Source organism: Lentzea sp. NPDC051213 (genome assembly GCF_044455585.1).
Lineage (GTDB): Bacteria > Actinomycetota > Actinomycetes > Mycobacteriales > Pseudonocardiaceae > Lentzea.
Map to the genome: position 1 here is coordinate 637,008 of NZ_JBITEX010000003.1, position 23,270 is coordinate 660,277.

Below are 23,270 nucleotides of genomic sequence, written 5' to 3' on the forward strand. Positions count from 1 at the left end.
TACCGTTCACTGTTCGCCGATGAGACCCAGCATCTGCGCGATCTGGCCCTGCCGGGTGTTGGTCACCCGCTCGGCGTACGCGACGGCCTCCGGGTTCGAGCCGTCCTTCGCCATGGCGCGGGCCATCTCGACGGCGCCGCCCTGATGACCGGTCATCAGGTTGAGGTAGGTGAGGTCGAACTCGGCTCCGTTCTTCTCCTTGATGTCGCTGATGACCTTGGCGTCGAGCAACGGCAGGCCACCGTGCGCTGCGTGCACGTTCGGATCGCTCGACGGGGTCTCCGGTTTGCCCCAGAGCTTCAACCAGGACTTGAGCATGGTGAGCTCCTCGCGCTGGGTCACGTCGACCGCGCCCGCGAGTTCCTTCACCTTGGGTTTCGAGCCTTTGGCCATCGCCACCTGCGAGAGGTCGATGCCCTGTTCCAGATGGGCCACCATCATCTGCGCGAACATCACGTCCGCGTCGTTGAACCTCGCGCTGGCGGCGGGAACGGGTGGTGCGACGGAGGTCGACCCGTGCCCGTGACCCTGCTGGGTCTCCGGCACGATCGCCTCTCCGTCGCACCCCGCCAGCGCCAGGATCGCGGCCGCGATCACCAGGCGCCTCATCAGATCAGATCCGCTCCCACAGCGACGCCGCGTTCGGCGGTTCCCAGCCGGTCAGCGACGTGTGCGCCTGACGGCAGCGATAGCTCGCTCCGCCGTAGGTCACCGTCGCACCGGTCGCGTACGCCGTGTTCGCCGCCCACGTGCCACCGGCAGGCGGAGGCGTCGGCGGGTTGCTGGTCGGCGGGTTCGGGTTGCCGCCACCACCGATCTGCAGGTCGATGCAGGAGTAGAACGCCGCGGCGGTGTCGCCGATGTTCCAGATCGCGTAGAGCTTCTGGCGGCCGGTGAACCCGCCCAGGTTGATCGTGTGCGACACGTTCCCGACCGGGGCGGCGTTGCCACCGTCGACGAAGCCGACGCGGGTACCGCCGATGTAGTACTCGTAGTCGCGGGTCCGGTGCCGGGCGGTGAACGCCCAGCTCAGGGTCAGGCTGGAGCCGGTGCTGTGCACCTGCCAGCCCTTGTTGTCGTTGTCGAGCTCGGCGAAGTCGCCACGGGCACCACTGCAGTTCTTCAGGCCCTTGGGACCTTCCGCGCTCTGCGGTTCGTAGGTGGGTGCGCCACAGCTGATCGTCTTGGCCGCACATTGCGCCGACCGGCTGGCCGGTGACGACACGTAACCGTGCGCGCTGGCCGTACCGACCGGCGCGACGAACAGGAACACAGGGACGGCCGCGAAGAGCACAGCCGCTTTTCGGGTGAGTTTCATCTTCCGAACTCCTTGGATCGTTCCCAGGCGGGGTAGTCCCCGTTGCAGGGGTGGGAACCGGGAGCGATCTCGATCGCTCGCCGATCAAGTTTCGGTGTGGTCTAGACCATAAACCGGAGTTCGGAAAGTGGTCAAGCAGTCACTCGGTGCGAACAAGAAATCGGTGCCTGTCAACAAGTCCACGCGCACAAGTGGTCCTACCGTTGACGAATCAGGTCACAGGACCAGACCAGTGGCCCCACTGGTCTGCTGATCCAAAGCACTTAGGTTGCGGAACTTTCACTGAACCGGACATCTCGGCCACCCGTATCCCTCGTCAGGGAACACCGACGGGAGGCTTCATGCGTGCGCGTCTGCTCATCATCGTGCTAGGTCTGCTAGCGCTGACGGGCTGTTCGATGACCGGGGGCGGTGCCTCGGGCGAACCAGCGGCCAACGAGGCGGATGCGACGTTCTCGTTGCGGATGATCCCTCACCACCGCCAGACCATCGACATCGCCAAGGTCGCCATGGAGCGGTCGAAAGACCAGTTCGTCGTGGACGTCGCCGACAAGATCGCCACCGCCGAGTCGGGCGAGATCGAGCAGATGGCCACCTACCTGCGGTCCTGGAACATCCAGGTGCCCGGCGACGACCCGCACGGCACGCACAAGATGGCCGGCATGATGACCGCCAAGGACGTCGAGACGCTGAAGGGCGCCCAGGGCAAGCAGTTCGACGACCTGTTCCTCGCCACCCTCTCGCGGCACCTGCGCAGCGGCGTCGACATGGCCAAGGACGCGCAGGCCAAGGGCGAGCACATCGGTTCCAAGGCACTGGCCGGCAAGATCATCGTGTCGCAGAGCGAGGTCCTCGACCAGATCTCGGCCAAGCAGAAGTCCTGACGCCACAAGGGCTTCAAAACTGGCAGGCGGCTGATGGGCCCCGTCAATAGGCTGGGCCCATGTATCCCCGGATCGAGCCCTACGACCAGGGCATGCTCGACGTCGGCGACGGTCAGCTCATCCACTGGGAGGTGAGCGGCAACCCCGACGGCAAGCCCGCGGTCGTCTTCCACGGCGGCCCGGGATCGGGGTCGAACCCGCGCTGGCGCGAGGACTTCGACCCCGCCCACTGGAAACTGGTGCTCTGGGACCAGCGTGGCACCGGGCTGAGCACGCCGCCCGTCAGCGACCCGGCCACCAGCATGGAGCACAACACCACCCAGCACCTGATCGACGACGCCGAGAAGCTGCGCGCGCACCTCGGCATCGAGAAGTGGCTGCTGATCGGCGGGTCCTGGGGCTCGACCCTGATCCTCGCCTACGCCATCCAGCACCCGGACCGGGTCAGCGAGATCATCATCCCGGCGGTCACCACCTCGCGCCCGGAGGAGCACGCCTGGATCACCCGCGGCCTGGGCATGTTCTTCCCCGACTACTTCGAAGCGTTCCAGAACGGCGTCCCCGAGGAAGACCGCGACGGCAACCTGGCCCTGGCCTACAACAAGCTCCTCAACTCCCCAGACCCCGAAGTCCGCGACAAGGCCGCGTGGGACTGGAACAAGTGGGACATGGCCACGGTCACCGGCGGAGACAACGACTTCACCGGCTCGCGGTACGAGGACCCGGTCATGCGCTACCAGCTCGCGCGGACCGTGACCCACTACTGGGGCAACGAGGCCTTCCTCGAACCGAACTACATCTTCGACAACCTGGACAGGCTCAAGGGCATCCCCGGCATCCTCATCCACGGCCGCAACGACTTCGGCGGGCCGCTGCACACGCCGTGGGAGGTGGCGAAGAGGTGGCCCGACGCCGAACTGGTGATTCTGAACGACGCCGGCCACGTCATCATGGAAGGCAACAGCATGGATCACGCTGTCACTGCTGCGGTCGACAAGTTCCGTTAAGGCGCAACGGGTCCGGGTCGGTGATACAGGTCCTCACCGGCCCACCGGATCCGGTCGGGCAACCCGAATCCGGGCGCGGCAACGAAGTTCGCCGCGTCGTTGCTGCTTCCCGAGCCGTCGTACTCGGCCCGCAACGGGTACGGGAACACCGGCCGCGTCCGCCCCGGCCCGGTGGCGATCACCTTCTCCGGCGCCCTGCCGCCCTCGACCCACGAGACGAGCTCGGGCAGCGGGTCGAACGTGGTCAGGGTGTCGCCACCCGTGCAGTGCTGCACCGACGGCACGATGAACAGCCGGGCCCAGTCCGGTTGCCTGCCACCGGTGAGCCGCTGCCAGTAGTCCAGCGTGCCCTCGGCCGGGATCGCCTGGTCGGCCGCGCCGTGCCAGATGATCAGCTTGCCGCCCGAGCGGCGGAACTCGCGCAGGTCGAGCGACAACGCGTTCGCCTTCACGGTTTCCGGTACCAGGCGCCGGAACTCGCGCTGGGTGAACTCGAAGGTCTCCAACGAGGAACCCGGCTGCCCTATGGGGTAGACGAGGTTCTTCAACCCGTTGTCCGCGAGCTGGCCGGACAACGAGCCGCCGAACTCCGGCCGCGGGTTCATCCACCACTTCCAGCCCTGCTCCGAGCCGTACGGCTGGCCGCCTGGGTAGAGGCGCACCCGTTCGTCGGACAGCCCGGCGTAGAGCCGTTTCACCCGCGCGATCTCGTCGTCGGTCAGCTGCCCGGCGAGGGTCGCCGGGTCGAACCGGCACAGCCTCGGCTCGTCCAGCTGGCGGTCCTCCAGCCCGTCGAGGCCATCGCACGCGTCGATGACGGCGTCGTGCAGGACGTCGATCTTCTCGTTCGGGATCGTGTTGCGGGTGACCCACACCTGGTACCCGATCAGGCCCGTGTAGGGCGCCGCGGGCGCTGCCGCGACGATGCCGTCGAAGTCGTGCGGGTAGCGCTGCGCCAGCACCAGTGCCTCGCGGCCGCCGTTGGAGCAGCCGGTGAAGTACGACTTGCGCGGACCCTTGCCGTAGAACTGGCCGATGAGGTGCTTCGACACCTTCGACACCACGTGCGGTGCGCGGAAGAACAGGTCGTCGCGCGCCTTCTGGTCCTTCGCCCACTCGGTGTCGAACGGGTTCCCGTTCGGCCACTCGTGCCCGTCGTCGGTCGCCGCCACCGCCGCGTCACCGAAGGACGGCCCGCACTTCGGAAAGGCCGGATCGTCGATGAGCCCGCAGAATCCGCCACATCCGTACTGGACGTAGCGTCCCCGGTAGGTCTGGGTCGGCAGCTTGAGCTGGAACCCGACGTTCGGCTCGATCTTTCCGCGCACGTCGCAGAACTCGGTCGTCCCCGCGACGACCACCGCTGACGTGACACGTGTTTTCGCATCCGGCACAGCAAATTCGCGCACCAGGTCGGCGCACTCGCGCACCGGCCGGACGGTGTCGCTCGCGGCGACGGCAGGAGCGATCCCCGCCGTGAGCAGCGCAAGCGAAACACCTGCTATCAGGAACTTGCGGAACATGGCGTCCTTCCCCCTGTAGACGGACGTACAGGGGAAAGTCTGGCAGCTATCCGACGTGCACGCGTGGGCGTCGAGTCGGATCTTCCTCCGTCGAGCGGATGATCTCCCGTACGACCGGAGGTGTATCTCCGCGGCCGAGAATCAGGTACCGGAACAGGTGTCCCAGCGGATTCCCTTCCGACCACTCGAAGTGCGCGTGCGGGATCACGCCGGTGGAATCGCGCAACGCCAGCAGGATCGCGGCGATCGCGTTCGGCGCGGCGGGTGCGGAGGCACGCAGGACCCGGTGCCCGTCGACCTCGACGCCGCGCACGCACAGCACGTTGCTGAACGCCGACGGGTCGACGATGTCGATCTCCAGGAAGATCACGTCCGCGCTGCCGGGCACCGGGTTCATGCCGCGCTGCTCGGACTCCTTCTCGTCGTACTCGGCCTTGTCGCCGGCCTGGCGGCGGTTCGCGATCAACGTGATGCGGTCGTCGTGCGCGATGGTGTCGGTGATGTACTGCCGCGCGTTCTCGTCGAACTGGATCTTGTCCACGCGCAGTTCGGTCGTCCGCGACACGCGGGAGATCAGCGAGATCACCACGATGCCGATGATGAAACCGAACGAGATCGTGATGCCGTCCGGCTTCTCGATCACGTTCTCCACCAGCGCGTACAGCAGCACCAGCGTCAGCACGGTGAACCCGATCGTCGCGCCGCGCTGCTTCTTGCGCCACGCCGAGACCGTGACCGCGAACGAGCCGGACACCATCATCGCCAGGATTCCGGTGGCGTACGCGCCGGCCTGCGCGTTCACGTCGGCCTTGAAGATGATCGTGATGATGATGCAGATGATCGTGTAGACGATCACGACCGGCCGGACCGCGCGGCCCCATTCCGGTGCCATGCCGTAGGAAGGCAGGTAGCGCGGCACGATGTTGATCAGGCCGGCCATCGCCGACGCACCCGCGAACCACAGGATCAGGATGCTGCTGATGTCGTAGACGGTGCCGAACACCTCGCCGAGCAGCTCGTGCGCGAGGTAGGCCAGCGCGCGGCCGTTCGCCGGGCCGCCTGCAGCGAACTTGTCCTGCGACACCAGCACCGTCGTGATGAACGACGTCGCCAGCAGGTACACCGACATGATCAACGCGGCCGTGGTGAGCAGCTTGCGGGTGTTGCGCACCCGGCTCTCCAGGCGCTCCTCCGGCGTCTTACCGTCCGCGGCGACCAGCGGCATCATGCTGACGCCCGTCTCGAAGCCGGACAGACCGAGCACCAGCAGCGGGAACGCGAGGATCGCCGGCCCGATCACGCCGAAGAGCCCGTCGCCGTGCGAACCCAGCGCGGAGATCCAGCGGTCGAGAGCGTCCGGCGTGGCGAAGACCTCCACGAGGCCCACCACGGCGACGACCGCGTTCAGCGCCAGGAACACCGCCACGAGCGGGATCGCGACGCCCACGGCCTCGCTGAAGCCCATCAGGAACACGCCGCCGAGGATCAGCAGCAGCACGATCGTCAGGATCATCTCGCTGCCGTGCAGCGACTCGGGGACGTTCGGGTTCTCCAGCGCGTGCACCGAGGCGTCGGCCGCGGACAAGGTGATCGTGATGATCCACGACGTCGCCACGAACCCGAGCAGCACCAGCACGAAGATCTTGCCGCGCCAGAACGGCAGCAGGTCCTCGAGCATCGCGACCGAGCCCTGGCCGTTCGGGCTCTCCTTGGCCACCCGCCGGTACATCGGCAGCATGCCGAGCAGCGTCAGCAAGACGATGAGCAACGTCGCGAGCGGCGACAACGCGCCTGCCGCCAGTGCCGCGATGCCTGGCAGGTACGACAGCGTGGAGAAGTAGTCGACGCCGGTCAGCGTCATGACCTTCCACCACGGGTGCGGCTTCGCGTGCGACTCGTCGCTCTCCGGGCCGCTCGGCGCCACCCGGTCGGCGAGCAACCACCTGGCGACCGGGCCGCCCGGCGGTTCCGGCCGTTCAGGGCTCGGCACCTCGGCGGGGACGGCGTACTCCGTGCTCATGGCGCAGAGCATGCCATCCCCGGTCGATCATGGCCGGAAGTCCGCCGGCATGCCCGCCTCTTGAATGGACAAACCGGACGGACGGAGCATTCCGATGCTGCCCTGCGTGTGCAGATCCAGGAACAGGTCGACGACGTCCGGGTCGAACTGCTTGCCCCGGCCCGCCCACAGCTCGCGCCGCGCGCGGTTCTCGTCCAGCGCGGTCTGATGTGGACGATTTGACCGCATCGCGGCCCAGGCCACGCAAACGGACAGGATTCGGGCCTCTGCCCTGATGTCCGCGCCGCGCAGCCCGTCCGGGTAACCGGACCCGTCGTACCGCTCGTGCTGCTGTTTGATCACGTGCGCCACGCCCGCGAACCCCGGCACCATCCGTGCGAGCCGGTAGCCGAAGTCCGGGTGCTGGCGCAGCAGCCGCCATTCCTCCTCGGAGAGCGCACCCGGTTTGGTGAGCACGACCTCCGGGATGATGATCTTGCCGATGTCGTGCAGGCGGCCGGAGAGCTGCGCGACCCTGATCGTGGGCGCGTCGAGCCCGAACTCACCGGCGGCCACGCCCGCCCAGCGCGACACCGAGCGGCTGTGGTCGTAGCGGTGCAACCAGCCGTCCACCCGGTCGGCGACCTGGCAGAGGAACTCCGCCATCGCGCCGTCGGTGTCCGGGTCGACCGCGGGCAACGGCTCAGGGCCGACCGCGATCCGGTTGCGCCCGGCCGCCTTCGCCGCGTACAGCGCGCGGTCGGCGATCACCACGATGTCGTCGGGGCCGTCGCCGTGCGTCGGGAAGCTCGCCGACCCCACGGACACCGTGACGGACAGCGGGATGTCGTCGTTGCCGGAGTTGACCGGGATCGGCTTCTCCGCCACCCGTTCCCGCAGCCGGTTCGCGATCACGGACAGCCTGCCGGGACCGGCCTCCGGGACGAGCAGGGCGAACTCCTCGCCGCCGTAGCGCGCGAGCACCTCACCCGACCTGGACGCCGCGCGCAGCCTGGCCGCGACCTCCATCAGCACGTCGTCGCCCGCGGGGTGGCCGTAGTTGTCGTTGATCGACTTGAAGCGGTCCACGTCGATGATGAACACCGCGACCGAGCCCTCGCTGCGTCTGGCGCGCGCGATCTCCAGCGGCAGCTGGGCTTCGAAGAACCTCCTGGTGTGCAGCCCGGTGAGGCTGTCGGTGATCGCGAGCTTGCGCTGGTCCGCCACGAGACCGGCGAGCCGCGCGATGATCAGCAACGACAGCAGGCCGCTGCCCGCCGCGACCACCAGGATGTCCTGCGTCGAGTCCGCCACGTCGTGCACCAGCATCAGGATCGGCGCGGCGAGAGCGGCCGACGACAGCGCGATGATCCGGCCGCGGCTCAGCCCGACGTCCTTGACGTGCGCGCGGTCCACGAGCCGCGCCATCGTCGGGTGCAGCGCTGCCGCACCCATGCACAGGTTCGCCGACAACCAGATGGCGTCGAGGAAGTTGCCCGCGTGGTAGCTGCCGTCGAGGCGCTGCAGCACGTAGATGGTGTCCGCGGCCAGGATTCCCAGCAGGTTGGCCGTGAGCAGGACGAACGCGCGCGGCCGCGGTCCGGCGCCGAAGATTAATCTGAGTGCCACCACGAAGAGCGCGAGATCCATCATCGGGTACCCGAGCGACGCGATCTTCACCAGAACCGGTGACGTGAGCCGCGCCTGCGGGCCGATCACGTACAGCCAGGAGGCCATGCCCGCGACGACCGCGAGCACCGCGGCGTCGAGCAGGCTCGGGAGGTCGAGTCCTGGCGTGCGGCGGCGGATCAGCAGGATCACGCCCGCCACCATCAACGGGTAATGGCCCAGGTAGAAGATGTCCGCGTACGACGGGTAAACCGTGTAGTTGAAGACGTAGTGCGATGTGTAGAACGTGAGGTCGGCCATCGCGTAAACGACCTGGCTGAGCGCCAGGAACACCCACGGCCGTCTCCATTGCGGACGGTTGCGCTTCACTCCGGCGAATGTCGCGACAGCGGCCGAGGCGCTGATCGTGCAGTAGAGCACCACTCGTACCGTTTGTCCCGTTGTCCCCGCAGGGCTGACCGGAATCAGGTAGTAGACACCCAGCAGCAGGTGACCTGCCGCCAGGTACATCCACCACACTCCGGTCTGGCCGGTACGGAAGATGGTCACCCGAGACCCCTCGTTCTACGACTTGGTACAGCCAGGTGATGATGCCCGACTTGGGATGATCGCGGCACCGCCGTTACTCCAATGAGGTGACCCACTAATACGGACGCTACCGCAAATCACCGTTCTGCTTTCTCTGCGAGAGAAATCCCAGTGCCGCTGCGGCAGCCGGGTATGCCAGCTCACCCAATCCGCCCACGGGCTCGTCCGATGCCACGACGACCACGTTGATCTCGGGTGTGTCGCCGATCCTCGCCCACGGGTAGTCCCCGAACGATTTTTGCACGACTTTTCCCTGCTTGACCGTGATTCGCGCACCTTTCGTGGTGGATACCGCGTCCATGATCGCGCCTTCGACCTGGTGGCGGACACCCGAGGGGTGCAGCGCCTGGCCCACGTCCACCGCCGCCGTGACTTTAGTGCTGCCGTCATCTCTCGTTTCAGCGATCACCGCGACGACCGAACCGAAGTTCTCATGACACGCAACGGCTTGCGGCTCTCCGTCGTGCGCTTCCGCCGCCGCTTCGAGCGTTTTTCTGACCCGCTGGTCAGTCAGCAGTTCCAGCCGGCGTTCCAGCTGGTCGTACGGGGTTTGGAGCTCACTCAAGAACATCTCTTCCGCATAGCCGAACTGGCCCGCGTAGACACTTCGCCAGAAACCCGTTCTGATCGGCGCCTTCGAGATCTTGACGTTGACTTCACCCTCCACGTCGTACGGGTAGTGGTCGCCCATCATCTTCACGAGCGCCGGGTTGTTCGTCGCTTCCACCGCTGCGAGAGGCCAGGTGGAAACAGCGTGCTCCCGCCAGATCGGTAGACCTTCGTCGTTGACCGTTGCTCGTATGCGGTGAACGGACAACGGGCGGTACGAGTCGTGCCGGATGTCGTCATCTCTGGTCCACAGCACTTTCACCGTCTTGCCGGTGTGCCGTGCGAGTTGGACTGCTTCCAGCACGAAGTCGTTCTCGAACTTCCTGCCGAACGCGCCGCCCGCCCGCGTCGGGATCACCCTCACCCGTGCGAAGTCTTCTTCGAGCTGGTTCCGCAGCCAGTCGGGGGCCTGGGTCGGTACCCACACGGTGACTTCCTCGTCATCCGCTTTCGCCGTTGCCGTCGGCGGTTCCATCGGGGCGTGCGCGAGCATCGGCAGCCGGTAGAACTTCTCCACGAATCCGGCCTTCGGCTTCTTTCCTTTCGGCAGTGCGGCTTCGAGGTCCTCCATCCACCGGTCGCTGTCCGCTTCCGGCGTGCCGCCCTCCCAGAACGTTTCGAGGTCGTCCCTGGCTTTGATCGCGGTGTACGTGTCTTTCGCGACCAGCGCGAATCCGTTCGCGAGCGGGACCACCTCGGCATTGCGCACCTCGGCGGCGTCGAAACCCGTTGGGATGGCGCCGATCCACGGTGGCCTGGCGATCACCGCGACCAGGTCGGCCCGCTGGTCCACGCCGAACGCGGCCTTCCCGGTGACGAGCGCGGCCCGGTCGACCCGTTTGACATCGGGATTGCCGAGCGTCTTCCACTCGTGCCGCGGGGTCAGCCGCACGTCGGTCGGCGTGAGGGTCGCGGCCTCCTCGGCGAGTTCGGCATAGCTCAGCGTGCGCTGTCCGCAGTGGACGAAGCCGTTGTCCGCGCGGCACTCGTCCTCATCGGTCTGCCAGCGCATCGCCGCGGCCTTGACCAGCAGGTGGCGGACGGTGGCCGCGGCGGTGCGGATCGGCTCGTGGATCGACTGCATCGTGTTGGAGTTGGCCGAGATCTGCCGGCCGTAGGTCTCCGGATCGCCTTCGGCCTGCTCGATCTCCAGAGCGTCGACCGGGACCTTCAGCTCTTCGGCGACCATCATGGCGACCGCGGTGCGCACGCCCTGGCCGGTGTCGGGAACCGGCACGGTGACCGTGATGCGGCCGGATCCGGGTTCGACGCGGACGAACGGGTTCACGCTTCGGCTCGCATTCGTTCGGCGGCCCTCTTGATGGCCCTGCGGATCCGCGGATAGGTGCCGCACCGGCAGACGTTGTCCCGCAACGCCTCGTCGATGTCCTCATCGGTCGGTTCTGGGTGCTTGGCCAGCAGCGCGATGGTCGCCATGATCTGGCCTGGCTGGCAGTACCCGCACTGCGCGACGTCCTCGTCGAGCCACGCCTGCTGCACCGGGTGGCCGGTGATGCCGTCGATGGTCTGGACGTCCTGTTCCCGCATGTCCGCCACGGCGTGCTCGCAGGGCCGGAACGCCTGGCCGTCCACTATGGACGTGCACGCCCCGCAGGCCCCGACCCCGCAGCCGTACTTGGTGCCGGTCAGGCCCAGGTGGTCGCGAAGCACCCACAGCAGAGGCGTTTCCGGTTCTGCCTCGACGTCGTGGATCTCTCCGTTGATGTGCAGCCGGTACATCGTCACGTCACCGAGCGTAGCGGCCCGAGCACTGTCGTGGATGCGGCGAGCAGGTGCGATCAACGGGATATCGTGGGCCCGTGGACGGCGTTCGGTTCGGGGTGCTTGGGCCGCTGCTCGTCACCCACGAGCAGCGGGACGTACGCATCCCCGCAGGTCAGCCCCGTCAGGTCCTGGTGCTGCTGCTCCTGCACGCCGGGCAGACGGTGAGCGTCGACCACCTGATGTCGATCTTGTGGGACGGCGACCCGCCGCCCAGTTCGCGCAAGGCCGTGCAGGTGCACGTCTCGCAGCTCAGGAGAGCCCTCAAGGACCTGCCCGGGGTGCACCTGGAGTGGTCGCGGCAGGGCTACCGGCTGGACATCCCGCCGGGCTCGCTCGACCTGCAGCTCTTCCGGGACACCGAGGATCCGGACGAGGCACTGCGCCACTGGCGCGGCCCGGCGCTGGCCGAGCTGACCACGAACACCCAGCTCGCGAACCAGCTCGAAGAGGAGCGGCTCGCGGCGATCGAGCGACGGATCGACAAGGCGATCAAGGCCGGCCGCCACCTCGAGGTGATCGGCGAGCTGACCGGGTACGTCGACGAACACCCGACCAGGGAACGGCTGCGCGGCGCGCTCATGGTCGCGCTGCACCGCGGCGGGCGGCAGGCCGACGCGCTCAGGACGTACGACGACGGCCGGCGGCTCCTCGCCGACGAGCTCGGGCTCGATCCCGGGCCGGAGCTCCAGGAGCTGCACGCGGCGATCCTGCAGGGCGACCTCCCCACCGTCCCCCGCGAGCTGCCGAAGGCGCCGGACCCGTTCGTCGGGCGCCGCGCCGAACTCGAGCTGATCACCGGCAGCGACGAGACGGTGATCGCCGTGCACGGGCCGGGCGGGCAGGGCAAGAGCGCTCTCGCCACCACGGCGGCGCACGCATTGGCCGCCCGCTTCCCGGACGGCCAGCTGTACGCCGACCTGCACGGCGCCACGCCGGGCCGCTCGCCGCTCTCCCCCGCCGAGGTCATCAGGAGGTTCCTGCGGGCGCTCGGCACGCCACCGCTCGCCGTGCCGACGGACGTGTCGGAGGCCGCGGCGCTCTACCGGTCGGCGCTCGCCCGGCGCAAAGTCCTGATCCTGCTGGACAACGCGGTGGACGCGGCCCAGGTCGGCCCGCTGCTGCCGGGCGAATCCGGCTCGGCCGTGCTGATCACCAGCCGCCGCATGCTGGCGACGCTCGGCGCCAGGCACATCGCGCTCGACCCGTTGCCGGAGCAGGACGCGATCAAGCTGCTGGACGACGACGCCTGTGACGACTCTGGGGCGGCCAGGCAGGTCGCGAAGGCCTGCGACTACCTGCCGCTCGCCCTCACGATCGCGGCCGCGCGGCTGCGCTCGCGGCCGGACTGGACGACCGCGACGCTGGCGAAGCGGCTCGCCGACCAGCGCCACCGGCTCGACGAGCTGCGCTTCGACGATCTCGGGGTGAGGTCGAGCTTCCAGCTGAGCTTCGAGGGCCTGAGCGACAGCTCGACCAGGGCGTTCACCCTGCTGTGCAGCCTCAACGTGCCCACCGTCAGCGAGTCGGCCGCGCAGGCGCTGCTCGGCCAGGACGACGTCGACCGCGCGCTGGACCCGTTGGTGGACGCCAAACTCGTGGAACCGTGCGGACCGGAGCGGTACCGGGTGCACGACCTCCTGCGCCTGTTCGGTGCCGAGCACGACAACCACGAGAAGCACGCCGCCCTCACCCGCGCGCTCACGCACTACCGCGAGACGTTGACCGCAGCGCTCAAGAAGCTGCGCCCGCACGCGTACGGCGCACTCACGAACTCCGCGTCCCCGCAGGACATCGACGAACCGCTGCGGTGGCTGACCGACGAGGCCGAGAACCTGCTGGCGGCAGCGCGATCCACGACGAGCGAACCGGCACTGGCCGAGCATGCGCTGGCGATCGCGCACATGCTGTACCCGCATCTGTTCAAACAGGACAGAGTGGCCGACCTGATCGAGCTGGGCCACATCGCCGCCCAGGCCGCGCGGACCATCGGCACCTCGCAGGCGTTGCAGACCGCGCTCCTGGTCCAGTCGGCGGCCAACCGCAGGATCGGTGCGTTCGACACCGCACGCGCCCAGCTGGAAGAGGTGCTGGAGGCACGCGCCGACGACCCGTTCGGGCAGGGCCGCGCACTCACCGGCATCGGCACGATCCAGCGCGAGCTGGGCGAGCTCGACGGGGCACAGGACACGCTCACCCAGGCGATCAAGCTGACGACCGAGCACGGACCTGCTGGCGCACAACGGGTTCCGCTGTCCGCCCTGGCCCACGTGCACCAGGTCGCCGGACGTTACGAACAGGCGCTCGAAGCCGCCACCGAGAGCCTCGCCCACGCACACCAGGACGCCGCGGGAACGGCGTACGCGCTGGCGTCGCAGGGACAGGCGCTCTTCAAGCTCGGCCGGCTGGACGAGGCGAAGGCCGCGCTGGACGAGTGCATCGAGCTGTGCCGGGCGACGGGCGAGCACAACGACGAGTGGCAGGCCCTGCTGTGCCGCGCGGAAGTGTTGCTGGCTCAAGGAAAACCCGATGCGGCCGCGGCGGACGCCGAGCGCTGCCTGCAGATCACGAGTGCGCGCGGTGACCGTTACGGCGAGGGCGTCGCTCACCGGGTGCTCGCGAGGGCAGGCCGGGAGGAGCACGCGGACCGGGCGGCCGAACTGCTCGGCACACCCGGTCTGCGCAGGGACAATCTCTTGGACAGCGTTGTCGGCTGATCAGCGCTGTCGGCTTGCGTACGAGGAAGGTCAGTCGGTGATGTAGCCGGTCATGGCGCGCCCCCTCAGCAGTCGCTCGACGCGAGGCGGGCAGTGCGGTGGACGCCGGCGGAGCAGTTCGACTTCATGGCGCTGACACTGCTGATCTGCGCTCACAGCGACCTGACAGCTCCTGCCGGTCGGCTGTCAGCGGGGTGTCAGAAGGCCACGTCAGCCAGCGGTGCGCGATCGGTCAGCGCCGCAGGTGATCGTGCTCGCATGACGTGGATTCGGAAGCCTTGGGTGGGCCCGCTGGCCTTCGTGGTGGTGGCGTTCGTGGCGTTCTCGCTGCCGCCCTACCTGACCGGTGATCGGTTGCAGGCACGCGTGCAGTCGGACTGGGGGCCGCACTACCCCCTGCTGGTGATGCACGTCGTGTTCGCGACGGTCGCGATCCTGGCGAGCGTGGTGCAGATCTGGCCGTGGTTCCGCGGCCGCTTCCCCGCGTGGCACCGGCGCATCGGCCGGGTCTACGTGTGGGGCGGCGTGCTGCCGGCGGGCCTGTCCGGCCTGGCGATCGGGGTGAGCGCGCCGTTCGGGCCGGTCGCGATGGTCAGCAACGTGCTGCTCGCGGTGCTGTGGCTGACGTTCACGTGGCTGGCGTGGCGGGCGGCGAGGCGGCGGCAGTTCCGCGATCACCGGAAGTGGATGATCCGCAGCTTCACGCTGACCATCTCGATCATCACCAACCGGATCTGGGGTGTGGTGGCGTTCCTGGCGCTGGCCGATCGGATTCCGGAGGCGGAGCTGCCGCACGCGATCGCCGGGATCGCGACGTGGCTCGGCTGGACGGTGCCGTTGCTGATCTCGCAGTGGTGGCTGGAGCGCAAGCCCGCCGGCCGCCGCACGCCGGTTGAACAGCGTGAAACCGTTCCCGTCTGACGTCGTGGCGGCTACGGTCGGCAGTCATGAGGCTACTGCTCGCTGTGTTGATGATGGTCGTGCTGGCGCCCGCCACCGCTCAGGCGGCGCCGCCGACCGCGAAGTGCGAGTTCATCCCGACGCCGGAGAACCCGGCCGCCCGTCCGGTCGGGCCGCCGCCGTCGGTGGTGCCCGCGAAGGGCACGGTCACGGTCAAGATCGTGACGAACTACGGCGTGGTGATCGCGAAGCTCGACCGCGCCAACGCGCCGTGCGGCGTCGAGAACTTCGCGCACCTGGCGCGGAACTGGTTCTACACGCTGACGCAGTGCTGGCGACTCACCAACACCGCGCGGCTCGGCGTGCTGCAGTGCGGTGACATCTACCGCGCGGAGGAAGGCGGTCCCGGCTACCGGTTCGCCGACGAGGTGACCGGCAAGGAGACCTACCCGCGCGGCACCATCGCGTACGGCAACCAGGGACCCGGCACCAACGGCAGCGAGTTCTTCATCGTGCACTCGTTCGCCAACATCAAGCCGGTCTACACGGTGATCGGCCACGTCACCCACGGCATGGACACGCTCGACCGGATCGTCGCGGCCGGCATCGTGCCGCAGCCGGACGGCCTGCTCGACGGCGCACCCAAGAAGCCGGTCAGGATCCTGCACGTCCTGGCGCACTGAGCGCCGCCAGACCCTCCCGACGACGCAGCGCACGTGCCACCGGCACGTGCGCTGCGTTCTGCTCGGTGGCGGATCGTCGGCATCGCCGAGGAATACGTGGACAAGTCCCCGGCCACGCGGCCGCGCTGCTTGAGTTGGCACGGGAATAGCGCGACGAGAACGACGAATGTTGACATGTGAGCGAAAGTCACAAACCCGGGAAAGCGACCTCGCTCACACCGGTGATCAAAGCTTCAACCAGTAGGTACTCACCCGGAAGGGGCAACGGGACCATTTGAGATTAAGGCGGACTTGATATTACGTGTGATCCCCCTCGCCCCCCGGAATCAATTGCGCTGCTCTAGCGCTTCTCTCACCTGAACGGCGGTTGTACCAGCCAGTAGCCTTGGTAATAGGTCAACCCCCCGCATTAGCAACAAGTCGGTCAGGGCGCCCGCCAGCTCCATGCATCGACACATTTCGCGCGCGCCCGAACGGGCTCCGTTGATACGAGGAGGCACAGAGGTGGTGGCACCCGAGTTCGAGCCGGCTCAACTCGACGACATCGATGATCTTCTGAAGGTGTACCGGCGGGCGCACGGAGCGAACTACCCGATCGCGATGGGCACCGACCCCGAGGTCATGGCCGCCGAGATCGAGGCCGAGCACACCACGTGGCTGGTGTGGCGTCAGAACGGCCGGGTCGTCGCCTCCATCACCGGGCACGTCGAGGCGCAGGACAGGATGGGCAAGATCGCCGGCCTGGTCGTCGACCCCGCCGCGCAGGGCGGCGGCATCGCGCACCACGCGGTCGGCCAGATCACCGACCACATGCTCGCGAGCGGCAAGATCGACTCGGTCTACGGCACGGCCCGCACTGTGCACATCGCGCCGCAACGGGTGTGCCTGCGCAACGGATTCCACCCGCTGGGTCTCGTGCCGAACCTCTTCAAGCACGCCAAGCGCGAGACGATGGCGTTGCTGGCCAAGCACCGCGACGGCGTGCTCGACAACCGGGCCGAGGTGCACAAGGTGCCTGCCAGCCTGGAGAAGCTCATCATGGCCGCCCACCGGACGATCGGGCTGCCGGTGCTGCCGGAGTTCGTGCGGGACACCGACTTCCCGGCCGTCGAGCCGTCGAGCCTGGAGGTCATCGACGCGCCTCAGTTCGTGCAGCGGCACTTCGAGCGGACGATCAACGACCCGGCGCGCCGGTTCTACCCGATGCACAAGCCGAACGTGCTGCTGGCCGACGAGGACGGCGACTACCAGATCTACGGCCACCTCAACCGGCACGACGGCTACTGCACGATCTTCGGCAGCACCCCCAGCGCCATGGCCGTCGTGCCGCACCTCGGCGGGGTGATCGACACGCTCGCCGCCATGGGCGCGCCGCACGTCGAGACGCTGGTGCCACTGCACGAGTTCGAAGAGCTGAGCGCGCTGCTGGCGTTCGGTTTCCTGCCCGTCGCGCTTTACCCGGCGATGCGCAGGGACGGCGACCACTACCACGACTACGTGGTCATGGTGCACACGCCGCAGCCGCCCGATTTCCGCGGGCTCACCATCGACGAGGCGTTCCGGCCCTTCACCGAGCAGTACATCGAGCTGTGGACGCAGAAGTTCCTCAACACAAACGGAGTTTTTCGCGCATGAACCCGCACCTCGGACCGGCAACGGTGCCCGATTCGAGCCTTCAGGCCGTTCAGGCATTGTGCGACATCGCGGCGCCGTACGACCACAGCGACGACGCCCTGTTCCTCGAAGCGATGAACGAGTCGAACCGCTGGCACGCCCAGCGCAACGACTTCTTCCGCAGCCTGTGGAACGGCAAGCCCATCAAGGACATCACCGAGCAGCCGTTCGTGCACGCGAACTTCTTCAAGATGCACGAGGTGCTGTCGGTGCCGCGCGACGAGGTCGTCGTGCACGCCACCTCGTCCGGCACGACCGGGCAGAAGTCGCAGATGTTCTGGGACGCCTGGACGTTGCGCGCCGGTCAGCGGATGGTCGCGCGGATCTACGACCACAACGGGTTCATCGACGACTCCGAGCCCGTGCACTACCTGCTCAACCTGAACCAGCCCACTCCGTCGGTGAAGATGGGCAGCTCGTTCACGGGCCAGTTCATGACCGACTTCGCGCCCGTGCAGTCGGTGGACTACGGCCTCGCGCACACCGGCACCGGCCACGAGTTCGACGCGTTCGGCAACATCCGGGCGTTGCAGCGGTTCGCCGAGGACGGGTTGCCGGTGCGGATCTTCGGGTTCCCCGCGTTCCTCAGCTTCACCATCGACCGCATGCAGGCCATGGGCATCGAGCCGGTGCGGTTGAACGAGCGCTCGATGGTGTGGTTCGGCGGTGGCTGGAAGGGCAACGCCGACAAGCAGATCTCCAAGGCCGAGCTGCGCGCCAAGGTCACCGAGATGCTCGGCATCCCGGACGAGCGGATCCGCGACAGCTACGGCTCGGTCGAGCACTCCGTGCCGTACGTCGAGTGCGCGCACCACAACCTGCACGTGCCGACCTGGTCGCGGGCGATCGTCCGCGACGTCCGGACGCTGGAGCCGTTGCCGTACGGCGAGTCCGGCTACATCCAGTTCGTTTCCCCGTACATCACCTCCGCGCCCGCGCAGAGCGTGCTGATGGGTGACCTCGCCGCACTGCACGCACCTGAGGAATGCGGTTGCGGCAACGAGACCCCGTGGTTCGAGATCCTCGGCCGCGCCGGCGTCTCCCGCAACCGTTCCTGCGCCATCGCGGCCGCAGAGCTCCTGAAGGGCAAGTCATGAAGCGGCACTACTGGCAGGGTGAGTGGGTCGACGGGGAGGCCGTCACCAGCAGGCTCGACACGTTGGACGACCGCACCCAGCAGATCATCACCGGCCCGCGGCTGAGCCCGCTGGTGGTGCTCGCCGCCGCCGAGAAGCTGGTCGGGCAGCTGGACCAGCACCGCGCGGCTCTGGTGTCGTGGGGTCTCGACGAGCTGGAGATCGAGGAGACGCTCGACGCGTTGCAGCACGCGATGAGCCGTCCCGAGCTCGAGCGCAAGCTCCAGCGCGAGCTCGGCAGCCTCGACCCGGCGCGGCTGGTCCGCTTCGACTTCCGCACGCCGACCTACGAGGCCTGGGTGCCGCTCGGGCTGCTCGCCCACGTGACGGCGGGCAACGCGCCGGCCGCGGGTGTGCTGAGCGCCGTCGAGGGCCTGCTTTCCGGCAACCTCAACGTGGTCAAGGTCGCGTCGGACGACCCCGGCTTCACCGCCGAGGTGCTCGCCGCGCTGGCCGCGCTGGACACCACCGGCCAGATCGCCGCGCGGCTGATCGTGCTGCACTTCTCGTCCTCGCAGACCGACTGGATGACGCGCATGCTCGGCGCGGCCGACGCCGTCGCGGTCTGGGGCGGCGAGGAGGCCATCACCGGCGTCACCGAGCTGGTCCGGCCCGGCACGCGGGTGATCGACTGGGGCCCGAAGCTGTCGTTCGCCTACCTGACCCGCGACACGTGGTCCGATGTGGACGCTCTGCACGCGGTGGCGGCGGACGTGTGCCAGCTGGAGCAGCAGGCCTGCTCCAGCCCGCAGGTGATCTACCTCGACACCGAGGACCCTGCGGAGGTGTTCGCGTTCGCCGAGCGCTTCTCCGCCGTGCTGGAGCTGACCGGCCCGCCGACCCGCGAACCCTCGCAGGCGGAGTGGGCCGAGATCACGAACACCGTGGTCGTCGCCCAGCTGGAGGAGCACCTCGGGCTCACGAAGGTGCACACCGGTGAGCACTGGCGGGTGATGGCGGACGTGCGGTCCGCGCTGCGCACCTCGCCGCTGTACCGGTCGGTGTGGGTGAAGCCGCTGCCCCGCAAGGAGATCACCGCCGTGCTGCGGCCGATGCGCCGTTACCTGCAGACCGTCGGCCTCGCGGCCGGGCGCCCGGACACCGCGCTGCTGGCGCGGGCGTTCGTGTCGGTCGGCGCCCAGCGGGTCACCACGCCCGGTTCGATGCTCGGCGGCTACAGCGGCGAACCGCACGACGGCGTGTACGCGTTGCAGCGCTACAGCAACCGCGTGTCGGTGCAGCTCGACGACCGGTTCGTCACGGACGCCTCGCTGGACGAGCTCGCCGAGTCGAACCAGCTGCCGGTGCCTTCCGTCGCGGTGACGGAGAAGGCGGACTTCGAGTCGCTGCAGGACCGGCCGGCGGACGTCTACTTCCGCAGCGGCGGCAGCTCCGGCGCACCGAAGCTGTCCGCGTACACGTGGGCGGACTGGGACGAGCAGATGTGGGTCGGCGCCGAGGCGTTGCTGGCCACCGGACTCGACCCGCGGCACGACCGGATCATGAACCTGTTCTTCAACGGGCACATGTACGCGAGCTTCGTCAGCTTCTTCTCCGCGCTGGAGCGGATGAACGCCGTGCAGTTCCCGATGGGCGGCGAGTGGGGCCAGCTCGACTCGATCGCGCAGGCCATCGTGGACAACCGCGTCGACACGCTGCTCACCGCGCCGTCGTTCGTGCAGCGCCTGTTCGCCGAGCACGGCGAGCAGCTCAAGGAGTACGGCGGCATCCGCAAGATCTTCTACGCGGGTGAGCACTTCGGCGCGCAGGCCATCGCCCGGCTGCGCGAGGAGTTCGGCATCGAGATCATCCGTTCCGCCGCCTACGCCACCGTGGACGCGGGCCCGGTCGGCTACCAGTGCCAGGCGTCCAGCGGCAAGGTGCACCACCTGTTCACCGGGCTGCACACGCTGGAGATCCTCGACCCCGAGTCGGACACCGCGGTCGCCGCCGGGGATCCCGGACGGCTCGTCTTCACCACGCACACGCGGCGTGGCCAGCGCCTGGAGCGCTACGAGATCGGCGACCTCGGCCGGTGGGTCCCCGGTGACTGCGAGTGCGGTCGCCGCACGCCGCGGTTCGAGCTGCTCGGACGCACCGGTGACGTCTTCCGCGCGGCCGCGCAGACGTTGAACTACCGGAGGTTCCTCACGATCCTCGAGGACGAGTACAGCTACTCGGGCGCGTTGCAGATCGAGCTGAACGAGGACTCCACCGGCGAGGAACTGGTGGTGCGCCTGGAAGACGGTCGTGCGCCGGAGACCGCCGCCACCGAGATCACGTTGTTGTCCAAGTACGCCGAGGTTGCCGAGGCGGTGGAGCAGGACAAGCTGCTGACCGTGCGCGTGGAGAACGCGCCGCTCGCGGACTTCCAGCGAACCCGCAGCAGCGGCAAGCTGATCGGCGTCGTCGACCAGCGCAGCAGCAGGAGCGTGTGACGATGTCCGTACTCGACCTCATCTGTTACGCCCGCTCGCACTCTCCGTTCTACAAGGACCTGTACGGCGGCATCGACTCCTCGGCCACGCTGGCCGACCTGCCGGTGATCGACCAGGCCGCGTTCTGGGCCGCGAACACCATCCGGAACAACCAGGTGCTGACCCGCACGCACACCGACGGCCTGATCTTCAAGACCGGCGGCACGACCAAGGCTCCTCGGGTGTCCTTCTACACCAACGAGGAATGGGACGCGATGTGCCGCACGTACGCGGAAACGCTGCCCGCGACCGGGTTGCGGCACGGCGACCGGGTCGCGAACCTGTTCGCGGCCGGCGAGCTGTACTCCAGCTTCATCTTCGCGTTGAACGCGCTGCAGAGCTCGCCGATCGACCTGGTGCAGCTGCCGATCACCGGCAGCGCTCCGGTCGAGTTCACGCTGACCACGATGCAGGACTTCGACGCGTCCGTCGTCGCCGGCTTCCCGACGACGTTGTGCCGGCTGGCCAAGCACGTCGTCGCCGAGGCCGGCTCGCTGCCCCTGGTGCGGCTGATCCTGTTCAGCGGTGAGGCGTTGTACGACGACCAGCGCGCGTTGCTGTCGTCGGCGTTCCCCAACGCCGAGTTCCGGTCGTTCGTCTACGGCAGCGTGGACGGCGGGATCATCGGCACGGCGGTCCTCGGCACGGAGGACCCACGCGTCTTCCGCTCCTTTGTGGACAGTTCGGTGCTGGAGATCGTCGACGTCGAGACCGGCGAGGTGATCACCGCGCCCGGCCGGCCCGGCCGATTGCTGCAGACGGACCTGACGCGGCGCTTGCAACCGATGATCCGGTACCCGGTCGGTGACATGGCCGAGTGGGTGGACGTGAACGAAGGCGTCTTCCGGCTCCTCGGGCGGGCGGACGAGGGTGCGCGGGTCGGTCCCGTGACGTTGCACCTCGATCACCTCCGTGCCGCCGTCGACAAGGCCGGCGTCGCGCACACCGGCGTGCAGATCGTGATTCGGCGCGTGGACGCGCGGGATCAGCTCGTGCTGCGGGTGGCCGGAGCTCCTCAGGACCTGGTCGAGGCTGTGCGCGCCGAGGTCTACGTGATCAGCCCGCGGTTCGAGCTGCAGGTCGGGCGCGGCACGGTCGCTCCGCTCGAGGTGGAGTGGGTCTCGGCGCTGGAGGTCAATCCCCGCAGCGGGAAGACCGTCCGGCTGATCGACGAACGCCCGTGCTGACCCGCGACTTCCGGCTGGTGTGGCTCGGCCAGGTGCTGAGCCAGGGCGGTACCCGGCTCTACCAGATCGCCCTGCTGTGGTGGCTGCTCGAACAGATGCCCCCGTCCTCCCGCGGGCTGGCCGCCGGCGCGTTCCTCGTGGTCGGCGTGCTGCCGTCGCTGACGCTGGTCGGCTACATCGGGCGGGTCATCTCGCGGGTGCCGTCGCGGACCGTGATGCTGCGGGCCGAGGCGGTCGCGTTCCTCGCGGCCTCCTCGTTGCTGCTGCTCGGCAACCCTCCAGTGTGGAGCGTCTACGTCGTCGGGCTGGTGCTGGCGACGTGCCAGGCGTTCTTCGACCCGACCCTGATGAAGGCGTTGCCGGAGCTGGTTCCCGCCGCGGACGTGCCGCGAGCGGTCGGCTACGGCTCGTCGACGCAGCCCGTCGCGAACTTCGCCGGCGCCGCCTTCGGTGCGGTTCTCCTCGCATCGGTCGGGTTCCAGGGTGCGATCGCGGTCAACGCGGCGACGTACCTGATCTCGGTCGCGTGCCTGCTGCTGGCCCGGTTCGCCCCGGCTCCCGGGGCCGCGTCCGGCGAGCGCGGCACGTGGGCGTTCCTCGGCACGTTGCCGGGCGTGAAGCCGGTGTTGCTGGTCTTCGCGGGCGTCAACTTCTTCTCGACGCCGACCGTGCTGGTGCTGCCGCTGTACACGAAGTCCGTGCTGGGCGCGGGCGCCGGAGCGTTGGCGCTGCTGGAGTCGGCGGTGTGGCTCGGGTTGATCGCCGGTGCGTTGCTGGCGCCGCGGATTCCGGTGCGGGGTTCGGTGACCTCGTTCGGTGCGGTGTGCGTGGCGCTGTTCGGCGTCTTCCTCGCCGTGCCCGGTGTCGTGGTGTCGCTGCCGATCTACGTGGTCGCCTTGGCGTTGAGCGGGTTCTGCCTCGGCGTGTGCAACGTCAAGTTCATGACGCTGTTCCAGCAGATCGTTCCGGCTGCGTCGAAGGGCCGCTTCTTCGCGGCGCTGACGGCGGTGCTGAGCTTCACCTACCCGGTGGCGTTCCTCAGCTTCGGCGTGTTCGGCGACCTGCTCGGTGCCCAGGTGCTGGTCGTGGCGCAGGGTGTCGGCCTGCTCGCGTTGGGCGCCGTGCTGGCGCGCGTTCGAGAGCCCGTGCCCGTGTAG

The 23,270-nt window shown here is 68.3% G+C and carries 17 protein-coding genes; 10 read left to right on the top strand and 7 right to left on the bottom strand.

Annotated features, from left to right (window positions below):
* Positions 1-6: 6 nt before the first annotated feature.
* Complete coding sequence (locus tag ACIA8G_RS16075) at positions 7-609, bottom strand: DUF305 domain-containing protein (protein WP_396419235.1); 603 nt, start codon at positions 607-609, stop codon at positions 7-9.
* A gap of 4 nt (positions 610-613) precedes the next feature.
* Positions 614-1,318, bottom strand: coding sequence for a lytic polysaccharide monooxygenase (locus tag ACIA8G_RS16080; RefSeq protein ID WP_396419236.1), 705 nt, complete (start codon positions 1,316-1,318; stop codon positions 614-616).
* A gap of 341 nt (positions 1,319-1,659) precedes the next feature.
* Between ACIA8G_RS16080 and ACIA8G_RS16085 the strand changes: the two genes are divergently transcribed.
* Together ACIA8G_RS16085 and pip are read left to right on the top strand one after the other, a co-directional pair.
* Positions 1,660-2,202: a DUF305 domain-containing protein gene (locus ACIA8G_RS16085; RefSeq protein ID WP_396419237.1), complete on the top strand. Its 543-nt coding sequence runs from the start codon at positions 1,660-1,662 to the stop codon at positions 2,200-2,202.
* Positions 2,203-2,261: 59 nt separating this feature from the next.
* Positions 2,262-3,209, top strand: a complete 948-nt coding sequence (gene pip, locus ACIA8G_RS16090) for a prolyl aminopeptidase (RefSeq protein WP_396419238.1) — start codon at positions 2,262-2,264, stop codon at positions 3,207-3,209.
* Here the strand turns inward: pip and ACIA8G_RS16095 are convergent.
* From ACIA8G_RS16095 to ACIA8G_RS16115, 5 genes are all read right to left on the bottom strand, one after another.
* A complete protein-coding gene (locus ACIA8G_RS16095) occupies positions 3,206-4,732 on the bottom strand; it encodes a tannase/feruloyl esterase family alpha/beta hydrolase (protein ID WP_396419239.1) in 1,527 nt (508 codons plus the stop codon). The two genes, pip and ACIA8G_RS16095, sit on opposite strands and share 4 nt — an antisense overlap.
* Before the next feature lie 46 nt (positions 4,733-4,778).
* Complete coding sequence (locus ACIA8G_RS16100) at positions 4,779-6,752, bottom strand: amino acid transporter (RefSeq protein ID WP_396419240.1); 1,974 nt, start codon at positions 6,750-6,752, stop codon at positions 4,779-4,781.
* 27 nt (positions 6,753-6,779) lie between these two features.
* On the bottom strand, positions 6,780-8,909 hold the full coding sequence (locus ACIA8G_RS16105) for a diguanylate cyclase (protein WP_396419241.1): 2,130 nt from the start codon (positions 8,907-8,909) through the stop codon (positions 6,780-6,782).
* Positions 8,910-9,015: 106 nt separating this feature from the next.
* Positions 9,016-10,845: a molybdopterin cofactor-binding domain-containing protein gene (locus ACIA8G_RS16110; protein ID WP_396419242.1), complete on the bottom strand. Its 1,830-nt coding sequence runs from the start codon at positions 10,843-10,845 to the stop codon at positions 9,016-9,018.
* Positions 10,842-11,297: a (2Fe-2S)-binding protein gene (locus ACIA8G_RS16115; protein WP_396419669.1), complete on the bottom strand. Its 456-nt coding sequence runs from the start codon at positions 11,295-11,297 to the stop codon at positions 10,842-10,844. The genes ACIA8G_RS16110 and ACIA8G_RS16115 overlap by 4 nt, the downstream gene beginning before the upstream one ends.
* Before the next feature lie 80 nt (positions 11,298-11,377).
* Here ACIA8G_RS16115 and ACIA8G_RS16120 point away from each other — a divergent pair, with 80 nt between their 5' ends.
* The 8 genes from ACIA8G_RS16120 (at position 11,378) to ACIA8G_RS16155 (ending at position 23,270) form a co-directional block, all read left to right on the top strand.
* Positions 11,378-14,056 (top strand): BTAD domain-containing putative transcriptional regulator, encoded by a 2,679-nt coding sequence (locus ACIA8G_RS16120; protein ID WP_396419243.1) that lies wholly within the window; start codon positions 11,378-11,380, stop codon positions 14,054-14,056.
* Between the two features lie 258 nt (positions 14,057-14,314).
* Positions 14,315-14,977, top strand: coding sequence for a DUF2306 domain-containing protein (locus ACIA8G_RS16125; protein WP_396419244.1), 663 nt, complete (start codon positions 14,315-14,317; stop codon positions 14,975-14,977).
* A gap of 26 nt (positions 14,978-15,003) precedes the next feature.
* Positions 15,004-15,639 (top strand): peptidylprolyl isomerase, encoded by a 636-nt coding sequence (locus tag ACIA8G_RS16130; protein WP_396419245.1) that lies wholly within the window; start codon positions 15,004-15,006, stop codon positions 15,637-15,639.
* A 507-nt stretch (positions 15,640-16,146) separates the two neighbouring features.
* Positions 16,147-17,274, top strand: a complete 1,128-nt coding sequence (locus tag ACIA8G_RS16135) for a GNAT family N-acetyltransferase (protein ID WP_396419246.1) — start codon at positions 16,147-16,149, stop codon at positions 17,272-17,274.
* Positions 17,271-18,410 (top strand): hypothetical protein, encoded by a 1,140-nt coding sequence (locus ACIA8G_RS16140; RefSeq protein WP_396419247.1) that lies wholly within the window; start codon positions 17,271-17,273, stop codon positions 18,408-18,410. The genes ACIA8G_RS16135 and ACIA8G_RS16140 overlap by 4 nt, the downstream gene beginning before the upstream one ends.
* Positions 18,407-20,887, top strand: coding sequence for an acyl-CoA reductase (locus ACIA8G_RS16145; protein ID WP_396419248.1), 2,481 nt, complete (start codon positions 18,407-18,409; stop codon positions 20,885-20,887). The genes ACIA8G_RS16140 and ACIA8G_RS16145 overlap by 4 nt, the downstream gene beginning before the upstream one ends.
* A gap of 2 nt (positions 20,888-20,889) precedes the next feature.
* Positions 20,890-22,113 carry a phenylacetate--CoA ligase family protein gene (locus ACIA8G_RS16150; RefSeq protein WP_396419249.1) on the top strand — a complete coding sequence of 408 codons (1,224 nt, stop codon included), beginning with the start codon at positions 20,890-20,892 and terminating at the stop codon, positions 22,111-22,113.
* Positions 22,107-23,270 carry an MFS transporter gene (locus ACIA8G_RS16155; protein ID WP_396419250.1) on the top strand — a complete coding sequence of 388 codons (1,164 nt, stop codon included), beginning with the start codon at positions 22,107-22,109 and terminating at the stop codon, positions 23,268-23,270. Before ACIA8G_RS16150 ends, ACIA8G_RS16155 begins: the two co-directional genes overlap by 7 nt.